Origin of the sequence: Oligoflexus sp., from assembly GCF_035712445.1 — a bacterium.
In the GTDB taxonomy this organism is placed as follows: Bacteria; Bdellovibrionota_B; Oligoflexia; order Oligoflexales; family Oligoflexaceae; genus Oligoflexus.
This window is the reverse complement of sequence record NZ_DASTAT010000026.1, coordinates 78,420-93,221: the sequence shown is the minus strand read 5'-3', so window position 1 is coordinate 93,221 and position 14,802 is coordinate 78,420. Positions and strand designations below refer to the sequence as shown.

At 54.3% G+C, this 14,802-nt stretch carries 14 protein-coding genes; 8 read left to right on the top strand and 6 right to left on the bottom strand.

Annotation, left to right across the window (positions count from 1 at the left end; genetic code table 11):
* The first annotated feature begins 168 nt into the window (after positions 1-168).
* Positions 169-1,023, top strand: coding sequence for a hypothetical protein (locus tag VFO10_RS05560; protein ID WP_325137895.1), 855 nt, complete (start codon positions 169-171; stop codon positions 1,021-1,023).
* A gap of 3 nt (positions 1,024-1,026) precedes the next feature.
* On the opposite strand, the gene VFO10_RS05555 is transcribed toward VFO10_RS05560, so the two are convergent.
* Both VFO10_RS05555 and VFO10_RS05550 read right to left on the bottom strand, forming a co-directional pair.
* The gene (locus VFO10_RS05555) at positions 1,027-1,812 is read right to left on the bottom strand and encodes a tetratricopeptide repeat protein (RefSeq protein ID WP_325137893.1); all 786 of its coding nucleotides are present in this window, start codon (positions 1,810-1,812) and stop codon (positions 1,027-1,029) included.
* Positions 1,813-1,932: 120 nt separating this feature from the next.
* Complete coding sequence (locus VFO10_RS05550) at positions 1,933-2,556, bottom strand: hypothetical protein (RefSeq protein ID WP_325137891.1); 624 nt, start codon at positions 2,554-2,556, stop codon at positions 1,933-1,935.
* Between the two features lie 235 nt (positions 2,557-2,791).
* Here VFO10_RS05550 and VFO10_RS05545 point away from each other — a divergent pair, with 235 nt between their 5' ends.
* Positions 2,792-4,156, top strand: coding sequence for a hypothetical protein (locus VFO10_RS05545; RefSeq protein WP_325137889.1), 1,365 nt, complete (start codon positions 2,792-2,794; stop codon positions 4,154-4,156).
* 5 nt (positions 4,157-4,161) lie between these two features.
* Here VFO10_RS05545 and VFO10_RS05540 read toward each other — a convergent pair whose 3' ends face one another.
* The gene (locus tag VFO10_RS05540; RefSeq protein ID WP_325137887.1) at positions 4,162-5,016 is read right to left on the bottom strand and encodes a LamG domain-containing protein; all 855 of its coding nucleotides are present in this window, start codon (positions 5,014-5,016) and stop codon (positions 4,162-4,164) included.
* Positions 5,017-5,158: 142 nt separating this feature from the next.
* Here VFO10_RS05540 and VFO10_RS05535 point away from each other — a divergent pair, with 142 nt between their 5' ends.
* Positions 5,159-5,368 (top strand): hypothetical protein, encoded by a 210-nt coding sequence (locus tag VFO10_RS05535; protein WP_325137885.1) that lies wholly within the window; start codon positions 5,159-5,161, stop codon positions 5,366-5,368.
* Between the two features lie 376 nt (positions 5,369-5,744).
* Complete coding sequence (locus tag VFO10_RS05530; RefSeq protein WP_325137883.1) at positions 5,745-7,682, top strand: serine protease; 1,938 nt, start codon at positions 5,745-5,747, stop codon at positions 7,680-7,682.
* On the opposite strand, the gene VFO10_RS05525 is transcribed toward VFO10_RS05530, so the two are convergent.
* Positions 7,679-8,488, bottom strand: coding sequence for an SOS response-associated peptidase family protein (locus tag VFO10_RS05525; protein ID WP_325137881.1), 810 nt, complete (start codon positions 8,486-8,488; stop codon positions 7,679-7,681). The two genes, VFO10_RS05530 and VFO10_RS05525, sit on opposite strands and share 4 nt — an antisense overlap.
* Positions 8,489-8,666: 178 nt before the next feature.
* Here VFO10_RS05525 and VFO10_RS05520 point away from each other — a divergent pair, with 178 nt between their 5' ends.
* Positions 8,667-9,938: a HAMP domain-containing sensor histidine kinase gene (locus VFO10_RS05520; RefSeq protein ID WP_325137879.1), complete on the top strand. Its 1,272-nt coding sequence runs from the start codon at positions 8,667-8,669 to the stop codon at positions 9,936-9,938.
* A gap of 146 nt (positions 9,939-10,084) precedes the next feature.
* On the top strand, positions 10,085-12,073 hold the full coding sequence (locus VFO10_RS05515; RefSeq protein ID WP_325137878.1) for a PQQ-binding-like beta-propeller repeat protein: 1,989 nt from the start codon (positions 10,085-10,087) through the stop codon (positions 12,071-12,073).
* 7 nt (positions 12,074-12,080) lie between these two features.
* Here the strand turns inward: VFO10_RS05515 and VFO10_RS05510 are convergent, their stop codons facing one another.
* Positions 12,081-12,683, bottom strand: coding sequence for a DUF488 domain-containing protein (locus VFO10_RS05510; protein WP_325137876.1), 603 nt, complete (start codon positions 12,681-12,683; stop codon positions 12,081-12,083).
* A gap of 229 nt (positions 12,684-12,912) precedes the next feature.
* Here VFO10_RS05510 and VFO10_RS05505 point away from each other — a divergent pair, with 229 nt between their 5' ends.
* The gene (locus tag VFO10_RS05505) at positions 12,913-13,377 is read left to right on the top strand and encodes a GNAT family N-acetyltransferase (protein WP_325137874.1); all 465 of its coding nucleotides are present in this window, start codon (positions 12,913-12,915) and stop codon (positions 13,375-13,377) included.
* Positions 13,378-13,380: 3 nt separating this feature from the next.
* On the opposite strand, the gene VFO10_RS05500 is transcribed toward VFO10_RS05505, so the two are convergent.
* Positions 13,381-14,157, bottom strand: a complete 777-nt coding sequence (locus VFO10_RS05500) for a transporter substrate-binding domain-containing protein (protein WP_325137872.1) — start codon at positions 14,155-14,157, stop codon at positions 13,381-13,383.
* Between the two features lie 174 nt (positions 14,158-14,331).
* Here VFO10_RS05500 and VFO10_RS05495 point away from each other — a divergent pair, with 174 nt between their 5' ends.
* Entirely contained in the window at positions 14,332-14,790 is a 459-nt protein-coding gene (locus VFO10_RS05495) for a hypothetical protein (RefSeq protein ID WP_325137870.1), read from the top strand.
* The last annotated feature ends 12 nt before the right edge of the window (positions 14,791-14,802 follow it).

Genomic DNA, 14,802 nt, shown 5'->3' with positions numbered 1-14,802 from the left:
AGCTGCTACAGCGGAGCATATTCTCTGATCAATCGCCGGCAGCTTCGCATATTCGGTGTCACAAGTATCTGATTCAATTGTGTTTTTTAAGAAAATAAATTCTTTCCTTGGCATATGAATTGCTAGATAGCTCTCTATCGAGGCACTTTCGAACCAGGAGACGGATATATGAATTCGAGGATTTGGGCTCTCACTTTGATTATGCTGGGAAGTTTTTATGCCTGCAAGCAGCAGAGTGGCAATACCGGCGTTCCCATACTCACGCAGGGTGCGGGCATGCAGTCGTCCGCTGATGTCGATCGGCTTTTGAGTCAAAGTCGGACTGAACTGAGTCGTCTGAACCAGGAAGCTCAGGCCAATAAAGATCAGATCAGCAGTTTGGAGCGGAAGATCAATGAGATCTCGGCCCAGCTGAAGTCGAGTCAGGAACTTTCCGCTGAGCAGAAGAAGTCTTTGGAGGCCGAACTCGCCGAGCTGAAGAAGAAACGCGATGATTTGGATACCCAGCTGAAAACCTTGAGCGAAAAGCAGGCAGCCACCCAGAAGCAGCTGGATGACGCGAAAAAGCAGGCCCCGAACGCCGGCACGCTGGGTTCCAGCGGCTTTCCATTCTGTGGCGATCTTTTCTATGGCATCGAGTTTGACTGCAATGGCAAAAAATGCGGCAAGTCCGATCCCGGGTATCTGAATACCTGCGAAATCACGCCGACATCCAAAGCCGCCATGGGCAACGCGACTCAGAATGGAACAAGCGGTTATCCATTCTGCGGCGCGGTCTACTATGGAATCGAATACGATTGCAACGGCAAGAAATGCGGTAAATCGGATAGCGAGTACAAGAACGCCTGTGAAATCACGGCCAATTCCAAGCCGGCCACCCCTGGTTCAACCAGCACCACTTTGGGCGTGAGCGGTTACCCTTACTGCGGAAGCACCCGCTACGGTATCGACTTTGATTGTGCCAACGGCCGCAGATGCGCGAAGTCCGACCCCGCGTATAATAACATCTGCGAGATCAAATAAATCCTAGTGCTGAGACAGCAGGGTCCCTAAACGATTGTTGGGATCCTGCTTTAAAACGTCCTTCGCATAAACTTCCGCCTCGGCCCAGCGCCCTTCCGCAAAAAGATCTTCCGCCAGCTTGATTTTAGCATTCAAGGACGCACGGCCAGCGGACTCATCCTGAGCCAGGCGCTGCCATTCCCGGCGGGCCCATTCCCTTTCGCCCATACTATTATAGGCCAGGGCCAGCTGCTCGCGGATGAGTGGGTTATCGGCATCCGAGTCAAGGGCCTCCTCCAGGCGGACCCGCGCCTGATCCGGGTGACCCAGCTCCAAATAGATTCGGCCCAGACCATAGTCAAGTCCCGCCGAGGTTCCCGCGTTGTTTTCACTTTCCAGTTTTTGGAAGGTGGCCAGAGCCCCTTCCCAATCCTTCCGCGCTTCATAGCTCGCATAAAGCTCGTCGGCGGCTTGAATATGGTTCGGGTTCTCGCGCAGGGCCTCCTGAAGCAGACGACGAGCGGTCTCATCATCCGCATGGCCCCGTGCCGCGATCACGGCCTTTTGATAAAGTTCATCAGCTTTGCCTGGCGCTGATGCAGGGTGTGACACGAGGGGGCGCTCGGGTTCAGGAGCCAAGGTCATCGGATGCGCCTTGGATTTTTGAGGCAGCTGAGCCTGGACATGATCAGGCTCAAAAGGTTGGAACTCCGGGTTTTTCAAAGAGAGCAGAACGCCAACGAATAGACTCAGCAAAAATAAAAAGCCCAGCATTTGAGGAATAAAGTTTGGAAGCGTCGACTTTTTCATGAGAATCCTCCCGCCTGAAATTCCAGTGGAGAGGATAGCAGGACTGCGGAGAATGATTCCAGTCAGCCTGTGTAGCGGCTATCAAAATCTGTGTAGCTGCCTTGGCCGCAGACGCTCGTGTCAGGGCCGGCGTGAGGGGGCATAGGGCTGGGATGGCGTTACATACCCGAGTATTTTGCGGGCGATAACGCTGCCCAGACCGCGATAAAGGGCCATGCGCATGTTCAGGCGCGAGACCATACCGACCGTGATCTCGGCATGCGCCGTCGCCGCTCCTTGCTGGACCGCGGGAGGCCCCTGATAGATGGTCGCAGGTTTCATGAAGTCCTGATACATCTGGGCCAGGCCCTTGGCTTTCGAGTTGTAGAACAATAAAAGATGCGAGGCCTTGCTGGCCAAAACATTTCTGCGAATCTCCAGCCAAATCTCGGCGGACTTCGCGCTGCCGCGGTAACTTTCCTTGACCCAAAAGCCATTCACTTCGACAAAGTCTGAGCCTGACGCGTTCTTGATGATATCCAGGCCATCTTTCACCTCATCGGGCACGAAGGCAAAAGCACGGAAAGGCCCGTGCGTGATTAGCATGTAACCGCCAATCAGCTCCTGTCCATTGTAGGCGCCCACCACACTGCCGTTTCTCGCGTAGCTTTCGGGGAGCTTCACATTCACATAATGTTTGAACTGTTCCAGGAAAGCATCAATGTCGGCGACTTCGGAGAGTGTGCGAAATTGAAGGCGGCTCATGGTGTTGCTCCCGAAAATGCAGAGGAAGGGCGGAATCCTCTGATGAAAAGGCAATTGAATTGGGAAGCTTATCGGCGTGATTTGGTAAGAAGCGAAAGGCGGTGGATTTCCGCTGCTCTTTGGCTGTGTTGGCGGGAAAAATTCGGGGCGGCAGAATGGGTAATACAGCCCAATTATGATAAGGCGTCAAGATTTGCGCTTTTCGTACCGATGATCAATCCAGGAGATCTGTACTTTGGAGAAAATCAGCAGCAGCGCCGCCGTGGAGTTCTTCTGTCGCCGTAACCAGGAGGGTTTTCGACAGTATCTGAATGCGTTTGTCGCGGATCGTATTCTGCTGTCGCCTGTGGCTGTGATCGTGGCCCTGGCCTTGATCGTGTTTTCCGTCTTGAACGGTCTGAAATATGGCTGGATCGCGGGCCTTGCCTATGCGCCCGTCCTTGTGCTGCTGGGTTTGTTCAAGATTATCTTTGAACTCGGCTATTCAATAAAGTCCCGAGCCATCCTTTGGGCCAACGGCATCATCCTCGGCATCTTCCTCGGCTTTGACTTCATACTTTGGAACGTGGTGAAAAAGGGAGCCCTGCCTCAACTTTCAAGCAACGGCTCGATGGCCATCATACTTCTGACGACGAGCGTCATCACCATCAGCGGCAACCTGCGGGCGGTTATGCTCAAAACCATGGCCTTCATTTTCTTTGAAGTCATTTGCCTTTATCTGGTGGAGCCCCAGATCCTGGTGATTTTCAAGATGGAAATCATCTTCGGCGTCGCCTTCAGCCTGGCTACCGACTATCTTAAGAATCAGGTCTTTCAGTTCTACTACTACCACACGGAGACGGGCAGCTCATCTTTGATGCATGCCTACAGCCAGCTGCAGAAACTGGTCTTTCCCCATCAGCTCGATCTCATGAAGGTGGGCTTTACTCTGGAAGAAACAATGCCGGTCGGTTCGGGTGAGGCCACGGTCATTTGCTATGACATCCAGAATTCCTCGCGAATTCCACAGGAGGAGCTGAATACATTCATTCAGCTCATCATGGAGCGCTGCCATGATGTGTTTTCCAAGGGCTACCGGCGCATGCCGCTGCAGGTCACAGCCTTTAAGCTGAAGGAAATGGGCGACGGCTTCATTTCCATCGTCGGCTTTCCCTTTCCGCAGCCAGGGCCGCTGTCCGCCTATGAAACGGCCATCCAGGTCGCCCTTCAATGCCAGAGCATCACCGATGCCGTGCGCAAGGAACTGGGCATAAAAGAGGCCTACTGCTCGATAGGCATCGCCTCGGGACTGGTTCATTCGTTTTATACAAGAGTCGGCATCAAGGTTTATGATGTCTATGGCCAGCCTCTTTTGATGGCCCGGCGCTATGAGGAGTTTCGAAAGCAATACCGCCTGCAGAATCCCATCCCTGATGGGGATATCATCTGCGTGCAGGCGCGCACTCTGGAATGCTGCTCACCTGAGCTGCAAAGGAAGTTTCACCGACTGGAACTTGAGTCCATCCGTCTTAAAGTCCGTGATGATAGCGAGGCCCGGCATGTTTATGTCGCGATCTTCGATCAGGACAATAGACCAGGCCCTCTCTTGCAAGCATCCTGAGCCTTTTACTGCGGTTGAAACACTTCATCCAGGCCATCCACCCGACCGATCGGGGGGCGGGGTTTGGATCGCATCGCTTTCACATGCTGCGCGAGCGCTGCCGCACTCAGTTCATAACCATAGACCGCGAATTTCGCGATAGCGCCCTGGAAAAATGAATTCAGATCCCGGGTGCCGATGCGCAGCGGCGCGTTTCCGGCGACAGGTTCAATGGAATAGTCGCGGAGGGAATCCGTGTCACGCAGCTGGCCGTTTTTATAGATCTTCACATAGCCATCAGGATAGGCGGCCGATGACTGCGTGTTGATCACGGCCGCCACATGAATCCATTCCCCTACGGTCACGCTGTCCTGGAAATAGGAACCTGAACCAAGGCCGCCATCGGGATTGAAGGCATAGGCGGAGATGCGGCTAGGTCGATCGCTCGCCCTGTTATACATGCGGAAAACATACTCCTGCGCACCGGGCTCGCCCTTACCAGCAAAGTGAACGTAGCCATCCTGCGAGGCAGGAAACTGAAGCGTGTCCGGACGTATCCACGTTTCCAAAGTCAAACTCCCTGTCGTCGGCACCGAAAGATGAGCATGGCTCGCCACTTCCAAATACTGCGAACGCCCATCGAATACCGTAGCGCGATCACCGTTGGGCAGACGCGCGTCCGGGGTCCAATTCTGGGGAAAACGCAAGGCGCGATGCCCATTGCCGGACAGGTCGGGCTCGAAGGTGGTTCTGGTCAAAGATCCCAGCGTGAGGTAGAGGCGAGGTTTATGGCTCAGAATCAAATCATCATAAGCCGAGGCCTGAGCGCGTGAAGTCAATACAATGAGAACCAACAGAATAAAGCTGAGTGGGCTGCGCATGATCGTCCCCTTCCCAAGTGATAAGACTGAAATCGAAAAGTCCCGCTGCCTTCAGTACGCACGGGTTGGATTTTTTTTGCAGGGCTTTCCCAGGGTCCGAATTTTGCAATCGTTTTGAAGGGCTATTACGGAGGGTCCTGCTATGTCAAAAAAAATAATTGGGATCGGCCTTCTGATGCTTGCCATGCCGGTCGTCGCGCAAGACGCAAATCAGGGCCAGGTCGAGGATATCCCCGAAGGCCAGGTGGAAGCCATTCATCCTGCAGGAGGGCAGCCACGCTCCCAGGATACCCAGCCTGATCTTTTCCGATTTGAGTCGAGGCTTTTTAATCCGATTCCATCGGATGAATAGCTGAACGAGCATACTCCTGCCCCAGGCGGGAGTATGCATTTTCCCTTGCGATCTTCACCTTTTGCCGGAAAAGTCCGCCGGAAATCGCCAGAAATGACAGAGCCGTGACAGTGTATCGGAGGCTTTCGCCCGTGTTTTCACGGCCTTCCCCTCAAAAATTTCCAAAAGACTGATTTCCTATACAGCGTCCCAGCGCGAGCGTAGGACGACGAAATCCCCATTTTATGCCCTGTTTTTCGGGTTTTAAGCCCGTCCATGGCCTTGGCCGCGGTGGTTCCACGGAACTTGCATCCCATAAGGGCAGAGGAACTTATTTCAAGAATGCGGTTTGCGGGCTTTTGCGCCTGCGTCGCACCCGAACGTGGGGAGGTCGAGCATGTGGAAGAAAATCGGACTGTTCATCTCCCTGGCCTTGGCTTTTGGCAGCGTGAGTCATGCGCAGTCGAATCCCATCAAAAAAACCTTCCAGTATTCGGTGGTCGAGGTCCTGATCGATCGCCCCAAGGATGATCAGGCGGAACTGAATCGGCCGATTCCCCTGCAGAAGATCCCCTTCAAGCAGCGGACTGATAAATTCATTTCGATCGGCACGGCCTGGTTCATCAACGACAAGGAACTGTTCTCGGCCGCTCATGTGTTTCCGGCGAATTTTCTTCCCTTCACGCAAAACTTTTACGTGCGCACCATCTTTGGCGAGGTGTTTCCGGTTGATGCCGTGACGCTCTATTCCAATCGCTTCGATATCATCAGCTTCACGCTGAAGGCCTATCCGAAACGGGTCGTACCCATCTCGGTGGTCAAAACCTATGCGATCGGTGATGACGTCTGCGTCCCAGGCAACGCCCTGGGTCAAGGCATCAGCCTTCGCTGCGGTGGCCAGATCTCCTCGCTCGCCCCCGAGCCCAGGAATGGCGAATGGAAGGAGATCTTCTTTTCGACGCCGGTCAGCCCCGGCAATTCCGGTGGCCCTTTGATCGACGCGGGCGGCCGTGCCCTTGGGATTGTCGTGCGCAAGATCCAGGGCGAGGATCTGAACATCGCCACGCCTTTCAATGAACTCACGAAGCTGAAGACCCGGCTCGAATATGTGGAAAAGGACCTTGGGTTTCAGAACAAGATCGTGCAGCCTCTTTACGCAAAAAGCGACCTTTCCATCGGTTCCAACCAGCCCATGCCGCTGATGGACTGGCTGCGTCTTCTTGCGGCCGGGACCAATGATCATTTGCTGAAAATGGCCCGCGCTTATGAAAATTCCTGGCTTAAAAACGGGGTTATGACCTCGCGGCCGGCACGGAATTACTATCGCAATCCGCGCAAGGGCTCCTTCTTCACCCAGGTGAAGTTTGTGAACCAGGATCTATCGCTTGTGGATGGTGATGAGGGTGAATTGGAAAAATACCGGAAGACCAAGCGCCGGGTCATCCTGCAAAGAATCGCCGAAAAACCGCTGTTCTTCATCAGCCGGAATCGGGGGGAGAGACTCGATGCTCTCTTGAATAATCCCAAGGAGCTGATGAACAGCGTCCTCTCCACCGGCCGTGTCCTTTCGCGCAAGATCGTGGATGAAGAGCTATTCTATACCTCGCTCGGTCAGCCCTCACTTTCGACTCTGATCACAGACCTTCAGGGGCGCAATTGGATCATGCACAGCTGGAAGCTCAATGAGATCGAAACAACAGCCGCTCTTCTTTGCACACCAAGGCCCAGTGATGTCGCCTGCTTTTACCATACCCATGAAAGTCTTCTGACGCCGGAAACGGTCGCAGCGATGTTCCGCGTGGATATTTCTGAGCTGACCTTAAGCTATGCGGGGTCCAGCAGTGATTGGGTCGAGTTCCTTGGACCCGCGAATCGTTTAAGGCCAGCGTTCATGGCCGGAGTTTCGATTCTGCGGGCTGATGGGAAAGTCAGGATCGCGGCCCAGGAACTTTCCATAGCATCACCGGGCGCCGCCGCGCCGGGGGGCAATGATTCGATCGTGATGACCTTCAGTCCCGATCCTATGAATCCTCTGCGGCAGACAGCTTATGCCGTCTCTTACATTCCGAATCTTGCCGAGCGCATTATCGTATCGGCGATGAAAGTCTATAAAGCCGGCAGCACGGCGGCCGAGATGAACGCCTGGGCGGCCAGCGGTGGAATTTTCCGCACCAAAGGCGGCAAGTACATGGCCGCCCGCCTCATAGACCAGAAAAATTCCAACGTGGCCTTCATGGGCTATATGTATGGGGATGAAGAAAAGAAACTCAATCGCTTCTGGAAAAGCATTGAATTTCGCGTCAATGCACCCGTAGCCCTCGTGGATCGCAATTAAGCGGCTTCGGCGAGCCTGTGTTCGAACATCGGCTTCTTCCGATTGTTCAATAGTTCCAGAAAATCCTCAGCCTTCATCGAACGTGGATCGAGCCACTGTTCGATCTCATGCTTTTCCAAAATCACCGGGCAGCGATCATGCCCCGCATTTTCAATCTCCGGAGTCGGAACATCGGTGATCATGGCGAAACCCACGTCGCGTCCGCCATCAAAACCCTCGCCTTCCTCGGAATACGAAAAGATGGTGGGCACCAGGAGCAGCTGGCCATCATCCGGCTTGAACTCGATCACGATCTGCCTCAGACGCGGATCCTTAAGCTCGGTGGGGGTGGGCTTATATTTTTTACCGGCCGCCAGGATTCGGGCTTTACGCTCCTCGGCCTGCTTTTCGAATTCCGCTTTGACCTGGGACAGGGTGACAACACCCGCTTTCAGGAGATCCTTGACGGCCACCCATTCATAGAAGGCTTCCAAAACGACAAAGCCGTGGTGTTTCATGAATCCGACCGACCAGAAAGGGCTCGTCAGATTATCGCGCCGCGCATTGAATGTCGTATATCGTTTAGGATTTGGAATATTGTGAGGGGGATAGGCCCCGTAGCGCATCAGCTCGGACAGCAGTTTGCCTTCGCTGCCATGATGCGCGACAGGCCCATAGGAACCTGGGTAGATCCGCTCCCGAAGCGGCGGAAATTTCTTAGGATCCTCGGCCGAGGCTCTTTCATAAAGATCGCTCTGATCCCGCACCATGATGGGCAATCCGCTGTTTTTGTCAGTCCATCGTTTTACCAAGGCGGAGTAGCACATTTTAAAGTCCTCCCAACTGTTCTCCTCTGCAAAAATACCTCAAAAACAGCCTGAAAGCTGCTCGAAGGGCAAAAAGTTTTGGGGCTGAGTGTCAAACTGGCTATAGACGTATTGGGGCCCACGAACATAAAATTAAGAGGTTTTTCGCATCCAAGGGTCCCTTGCGAGGAGGTCATCTGTGCTGAAAGCTCCCATACCCAGCAATGACGAGGAACGTTTAAAGGAACTGCTGGAATACAGGATTCTGGATACGGAACCCGAATCGGCCTACGATGAACTGAGTGAACTGGCTTCCATGATTTGCAAGGCCCCCATAGCGCTCGTCACTCTGGTGGATCGCGAGCGGCAATGGTTCAAGTCGAAAAAGGGCATAACGGACAAAGAACTGCCGCGGGAAACGTCCTTCTGCGGTCATGCCATTCATCAAAGCGATATCTTCATCATCCGCGATTCCCGAAAGGATCTGCGCTTTCACAATAATCCTTTCGTCGAGTCCGGGCTGGTGCGATTCTATGCGGGCGTTCCATTGGTGACTCCTCTTGGCCATGCCCTCGGCACCCTCTGCATAATAGATCAGAAGCCTCGCGACCTGAGCCCCGAGCAGATCGCGGCTTTGAAAACCCTGGCGAAGCAGGTTAGCCGAAACCTTGAACTGCACCGCAGCCTGATCAATCTCAATGAGAAATATTCCGAGATCAAAGCCCTGTCCAAGGTCGTGACGCAGCAGAAAGCAGAACTCATCGAAGCCGCGAAATTCGTGGCCATGGGCACGCTGGCCTCGGGGATGGCCCATGAGATCAATAACCCGCTCGCCGTGATTCACGGTATTCAGCGCCGCATCGCGGTCATGATCGAAAAGGGTTTGGATAAGGACAAGTTGAAAGAGCTGATCGGCACCCTTGATATCATGGTGCAAAGAATAACGGGCATCACCAAAGGGCTGCTCGAATATTCGCGGGAAAACGGCAAAGAAGCGTTCGCCACCATCAGCGTCAAGGACATCCTCGATAAATCCCTGGGCCTTTGTCGGCAGCGCCTGGAAAAATGCCAGATCCAAATCCAGCTGCCGCCTGATGTGGAAGGTGAAGTGACTGTGCAGCCGATGCAGATCGCCCAGGTTCTGATGCATCTCATCAACAACGCCCACGATGCGATCCTTCACGCAGGTGAGAAGTGGATCAAGATCGAAGTGCAGGATTATGCCGACCGGATCAGCCTGATCGTCATGGATAGCGGCAAGGGCATACCTGCCGAGGTCGCCGAGCGCATCATGGAACCCTTCTTTACGACCAAAGACATCGGCGAGGGGACAGGACTGGGGCTCAGCATTGCCAAGGGCATAGCCGAGTCCCATCACGGAAAGCTTTACCTGGATATGAAATCGCCGCACACGAAATTCGTGCTTGAACTGCCCAAGGCCGAGGCGCCGGCGTCGATGGACGCCAGCTAGCCCACCTGCCCGTCGTCTTCCGCTTCATGGATAAAGCCTCGCCTTGTCTTGTCCGGCCCGTGGGCATAGATAGAACACAGCGCGTTCAGCCGCGACGAGGTCTGTTAACAGGAAAACCCCGATCGACGGGGGCCGTGAGGTTATCCATGCTGCAATCATTGCGTATTTTTTATCTGTCTTTTTTGCTCCTGATGGCAAAGCCAGGCCTTGCTCAGGATCTCTTCTCTAGCTTCGAAAATGGCCCATCGAATTGGACGGGGGAAGCGGTGACCGGGGGGCCCTGGTCGGTGACGGAGTGGAGCGCCTTTGGTCGCAGCTCATTGAAAGCCGATATACAGCTGGCTCCTGGCGCTTCCTACAGCATCAAGCTGAGCCGTCCGCAGGATCTAAGCGCTTATGGCTGGATCAGTGCGGTCGTCACCCGCAGCTGGTGGGGTGATTTTGGTGATGGTCTTTTCGCAAGGCTCTATGTGAAGACCGGTGCGAACTGGGAATGGCACGAGGGAGTGACCGTTCCGGTCGCGCCGTCCTTCTCTCAATTCTATTACGCGCATGATACGGTGCTCGATCTGAATCTCGCTGGAATTCCCCAGCTGAATGATGTGCGTGAAATCGGCGTTCAATTCTTTTCGGGGGCATCGGCCCAGGGCAAGGCCGCGATTTACGTCGGGCACATGACCCTGACAGCGAAACAAGACCGGGAAGCATTCCCGTCCTGGATATGGCCGCAGTCTGCGGTGGATGATGGTTTCGGACGTTATTTTTCCGTGGGCCCCCAAAGCGTTGCGCAGCTGAATCCGAAGGATGGGACTCTCGGTTGGGAACGAAAGTTCCCGGAAAGCGTGCGCGCATTTTTCCCCAAGACATATGCTAACGAAGCGCTTTATCTGGTGGGCCAGGGCACGGTGTGGGCCTTGGATCGTGGAAGCGGAGCTTTGAAGTGGAGCCGTTCGATTCCACCCCAGGCTTATGTTGAGGTGGTCAACGATCAGGAGCAGGGCATTTACCTTTATGTTTTTGATGGCAATGAACGTCAGCTGCATGCGATTGATAAACGGGATGGAAGAACGCTTTGGGACATCGAGGGTATTGAGCTTTCCAGTCTTGCCAGCGATCAGGCCGGCACGCTTTACGCAAAGAACGGTGTGGTCGTGGTCCTGGCCGAGGATACAGTGCAGCATACTCATGCTGTGGCGGGTGTGGATAAAGCCACAGGGCACTGGGTATGGAGTTATTCGGATGGTCTCGGGTCCTCGTTCCGACTTTATGCGACCGAGGATGAGTCGCGGGAACTTTACATCTATGCCGCAGGAGGAAGCCGTTCCTACGTTCGTCGCATGGAAGGTGATAAGGGACGGCCTCTTTGGATCTACGAAGGCCGGGAACCCTTCACGCTGGAATCGACTGCTGCTGCGGGTCGGCAGCTGCTTTTAAGGATGTCGCAGACTTTGGTGGCCTTGGACCGTGCTTCAGGTCAGGAAACCTGGTCCTATGATGCCGGTGGTTTTTTCACGCTTTCCCAGGATAAGGAAAAACGCGTTTACGTTCGGGTCTGGCAGGATTCGCGGGAAAAAGTCGTGGCTTTGAATCCGAATGGTGCTGTGCGTTGGCAGTATGTGTCGGCCGGCGGCTTTTTGAATATCGACGCGCAGCATGTCTATCTTGTGGAGAATACGCCCAGCTCGCGTCAGGTTGCTTTCCTCAATCCCGAAAGCGGCGACGTCCTGTGGTCGCATCGCAGCACGGCTGAATCGCTTTGGATTTGGAATGAAGGGGAGACTTACCTTATGGTCGAGGATAATCGCTTCACCGCTCTGAATCCTTCTACAGGGGCCGGACTATGGACTTTCACGGGAACCAACACGACCCAGGTGCTGCAGGCGGATTCCAAAAATGTCTACTTCATCACGCAGGATCGATCCTATAGCCGTCCGCCGCGCGTTACTGCGGTGGGGCGTTCCCGTGGTGAGCTGCGCTGGAACTTTCAATCAGGCGCCAATTTAGGCGGGCTCATCCTGGGCGCAAGTCGCGGAGCGGAGGCCCAGGGGCTTGTTCTTTTTCAGTATATAGTCGGCAGCAAGTTTCCCATCACCCAAGGGGTCATTGCATTGCCGCAGGTTTTGCCGCGGCGCTGATCGGGGGTTAATCTTTCAAAGATGGATCCGGGCGTTTCTTCTTGGGCGCGCCTCGGGTTACCTTGGTCTTATCCCGTACAACCGGAGCCCCTGGAACGGGGGGATAGGTCACCCGGCCCTCGTAAACTCTGGCAATTTTCGAAAGTTCGTGCTGCGGGGCTGCGCTTTTCGAGAGGATGTGCCGGACCTCCCAACCCCTGGCGAGCATGGCATCAGCTATCATACGCCGATGACAGCGCCACCAGACGGCCTCGGAGCACATGACGGCAACGGTTTTTTCGGTGGCAAGGTCCATCAGGGTCTCAAGGCCAGCCGCGAATTCAGGCGTTTCCATATAGCTGGCAAAGGCCTGGAAGGATTTATTTTCCCAAGCGTTTTCTGTCACGAGCTTTGCTCCCCGGCGAAATCCGGTAAGGCTTTCCAGATGCGCATAAGCCCTACCTTCCGACTGCAGAACCTCGGCCAGTTCAGGGCCATTGAATTGAGGGTTGGTGCGCGAGCGCGGCATTTTGCGAACATCCACAATCAAGTCAATGCCATGAATCTTCAGAAGTTCCAGAAATTCCGCCAGCTCACGATTGGAATGCCCTATTGTGAAAACGCTTTGCATTCGGTTTTCCCCCTGACGACGTCTCTCGGATAACGCCCACGCGGACCGCTTGCGGATACCTCCAACTTCAACATACGTCATCTTCCTCAGTTTATACATTCCATGTTAAGATTTTGAAAGAATGGTCTGTGAATGCCCGTGGCACCTGCGGGCCGATCCGTTCCCGAAAACCTTCGGAATATACTGCTGGTTCTGAACAGCAGGGTCTAATTTCCTTTATGTTGGAAGCATGACACATTTAAGACCGCAGTTAAGTCAGACGATTGAAATCATTCGCTCGATTGAATCCCAGTGTTTTCGCTCCGATATGCGTATAAGCTCAGACGATTTGCAATTCATAGTCCGCCATCAATGTTTCGTCCTGCATGAGGCGATCGGCTTCATCACCTATTTGCCGATCGACCCCGGGTTTTCCGACGATCCGGACTTTAAAGAGTCGAACATGATCGACCTTTACTGTCCTGAGAGCCGGACCCTTTTCATCTTCGGTATCGCCGTCCTACCTCATCATCAAAGAAAAAACATAGCCTACGAACTGCTCAGCTGCCTGCCGGAAGCGAACTGCATATTCACGGAAGCGGTTTCACCTTCGGGCGTGGCATTCTTCGAGCGGAACGGCTTTGTCATCATGCATGCGACGAGCGACGGTCAGCTGATGCGGAAAATCGGAATGGCGGCGATGCGGAGCGCGTGAATCCTAATACTGCTCAAACAGAAAAAGCTGCGGCTCCGCGGCTTTCAGTCTTGCAAGACCCTTATTGAAGCGATCCCGCAGCTGAATGCTGAGGACGCTGTCCTGCCCGCCGCTTGTCCGGCGTGGAAAGCCCACATGCAAAGGCGCTGAGAGTATGGGTTTGCCCTTGGTGACGACCTGGCTCATCTCGCCTGCCTCCAGCAGTCCTGCGTTGACATAAGTCTGCATGCTCTGCTTGATTTCCCGTGGCTGACAAAAGAAGAGATCAATGCGTTTCGCGAGCAGCATCTTGATCATGCTCAGATCACTGTCCGCTTCAATGAAAGACGCCAGATTCCGCTCCAGGAGCTGGGTGTAAAGCGGACCGAAGTGCGCGCCCCGTCTGAAAGCTATTTTCTTGCCCCGAAAATCCTCGGCTGCTGTCCAGACAAAGGGCTGATCCTTACGATGGCAGGCGACGCGGTCGAGTTTGATCAGCTCGTCGCTGTAAAGAAAGATCCGCGCGCGCTCGTCATTGTATCCCATGGGGAAAACCGCATCGAAAGCCTGGCCGTGGATGGGATGAAAGAGCCGTTTCCAAGGCACCCATTCGAAATGGAGCTGGATTTGAACCAGTCCAAAAGCTCGGCTGACGATGCGGGCGATGATACCGAACTCCGGCGCATCACGATCCACCCAGGGCCGCATATCGTCCGTGCCTACGGTGATTTTTGAAGGCAGAGTCCCCGCCCGGACAGATGCCGAGAGGATGCACAGCATCGTGATCCAGAGCCATTTCATCGCTGGACGTTTCCTTTACTCAGTTTATGAAGGGTCATCTTAGCGTTTCGGGGAAGGAGGGCTCAAGGGAGAATGGATATGTCATTAATGTGGGGAGTGGGAACACCCATCGCGCCGGAGGCAGGTTTGGGATATACCTCCTGAAGAGTCTCCAGGAAACAGAGAGGTTGTCCTATGAATAAAAAAATTCTAGCCGCCGTCGCCTTGGCCCTTATTGTCCTGGGTTATCTCGCCCTGCAGCCCAAAGGTGATACGCCGGCTTCAGTGGATACCAACCAGCCCGCGTCCAGCACCACCGATCAGGACCGCCTGGATCCTGTCCCGGAAACAGCGGAACTCGCCGCGGAGCAGCCTTCAGATGAAGCTCCTGTCACACAGGAAGATGATGTCGCTGTGAAGCTTGTTGAAACCCTTCACGCGGATAAGGCGATCACCGATGCCGCTGTGATTCAATCCGTGGAATGTGCCGACAATCGCTGCACGGTCGAGCTGGAGGCCCGAGGCGATAGCAATGTGCAGTCCACGATGATGAACTTTTTGCAGAGGCATCCCGAGTTCGGAACGAGCTTTAAGGTTGCGCAGGGCGAAAATCCCAAAGTCACGCAGTTCACCTTCGGCAAACAAAGATTGTGAACCCTTGCGACC

What these genes read in the sequence shown, in the direction of transcription:
- VFO10_RS05560 (WP_325137895.1), top strand. Translation starts at nt 169, where the DNA reads ATGAATTCGAGGATTTGGGCTCTCACTTTGATTATGCTGGGAAGTTTT.
- VFO10_RS05555 (WP_325137893.1), bottom strand. Translation starts at nt 1,812, where the DNA reads ATGAAAAAGTCGACGCTTCCAAACTTTATTCCTCAAATGCTGGGCTTT.
- VFO10_RS05550 (WP_325137891.1), bottom strand. Translation starts at nt 2,556, where the DNA reads ATGAGCCGCCTTCAATTTCGCACACTCTCCGAAGTCGCCGACATTGAT.
- VFO10_RS05540 (WP_325137887.1), bottom strand. Translation starts at nt 5,016, where the DNA reads ATGCGCAGCCCACTCAGCTTTATTCTGTTGGTTCTCATTGTATTGACT.
- VFO10_RS05535 (WP_325137885.1), top strand. Translation starts at nt 5,159, where the DNA reads ATGTCAAAAAAAATAATTGGGATCGGCCTTCTGATGCTTGCCATGCCG.
- VFO10_RS05530 (WP_325137883.1), top strand. Translation starts at nt 5,745, where the DNA reads ATGTGGAAGAAAATCGGACTGTTCATCTCCCTGGCCTTGGCTTTTGGC.
- VFO10_RS05525 (WP_325137881.1), bottom strand. Translation starts at nt 8,488, where the DNA reads ATGTGCTACTCCGCCTTGGTAAAACGATGGACTGACAAAAACAGCGGA.
- VFO10_RS05515 (WP_325137878.1), top strand. Translation starts at nt 10,085, where the DNA reads ATGCTGCAATCATTGCGTATTTTTTATCTGTCTTTTTTGCTCCTGATG.
- VFO10_RS05510 (WP_325137876.1), bottom strand. Translation starts at nt 12,683, where the DNA reads ATGCAAAGCGTTTTCACAATAGGGCATTCCAATCGTGAGCTGGCGGAA.
- VFO10_RS05505 (WP_325137874.1), top strand. Translation starts at nt 12,913, where the DNA reads ATGACACATTTAAGACCGCAGTTAAGTCAGACGATTGAAATCATTCGC.
- VFO10_RS05500 (WP_325137872.1), bottom strand. Translation starts at nt 14,157, where the DNA reads ATGAAATGGCTCTGGATCACGATGCTGTGCATCCTCTCGGCATCTGTC.
- VFO10_RS05495 (WP_325137870.1), top strand. Translation starts at nt 14,332, where the DNA reads ATGAATAAAAAAATTCTAGCCGCCGTCGCCTTGGCCCTTATTGTCCTG.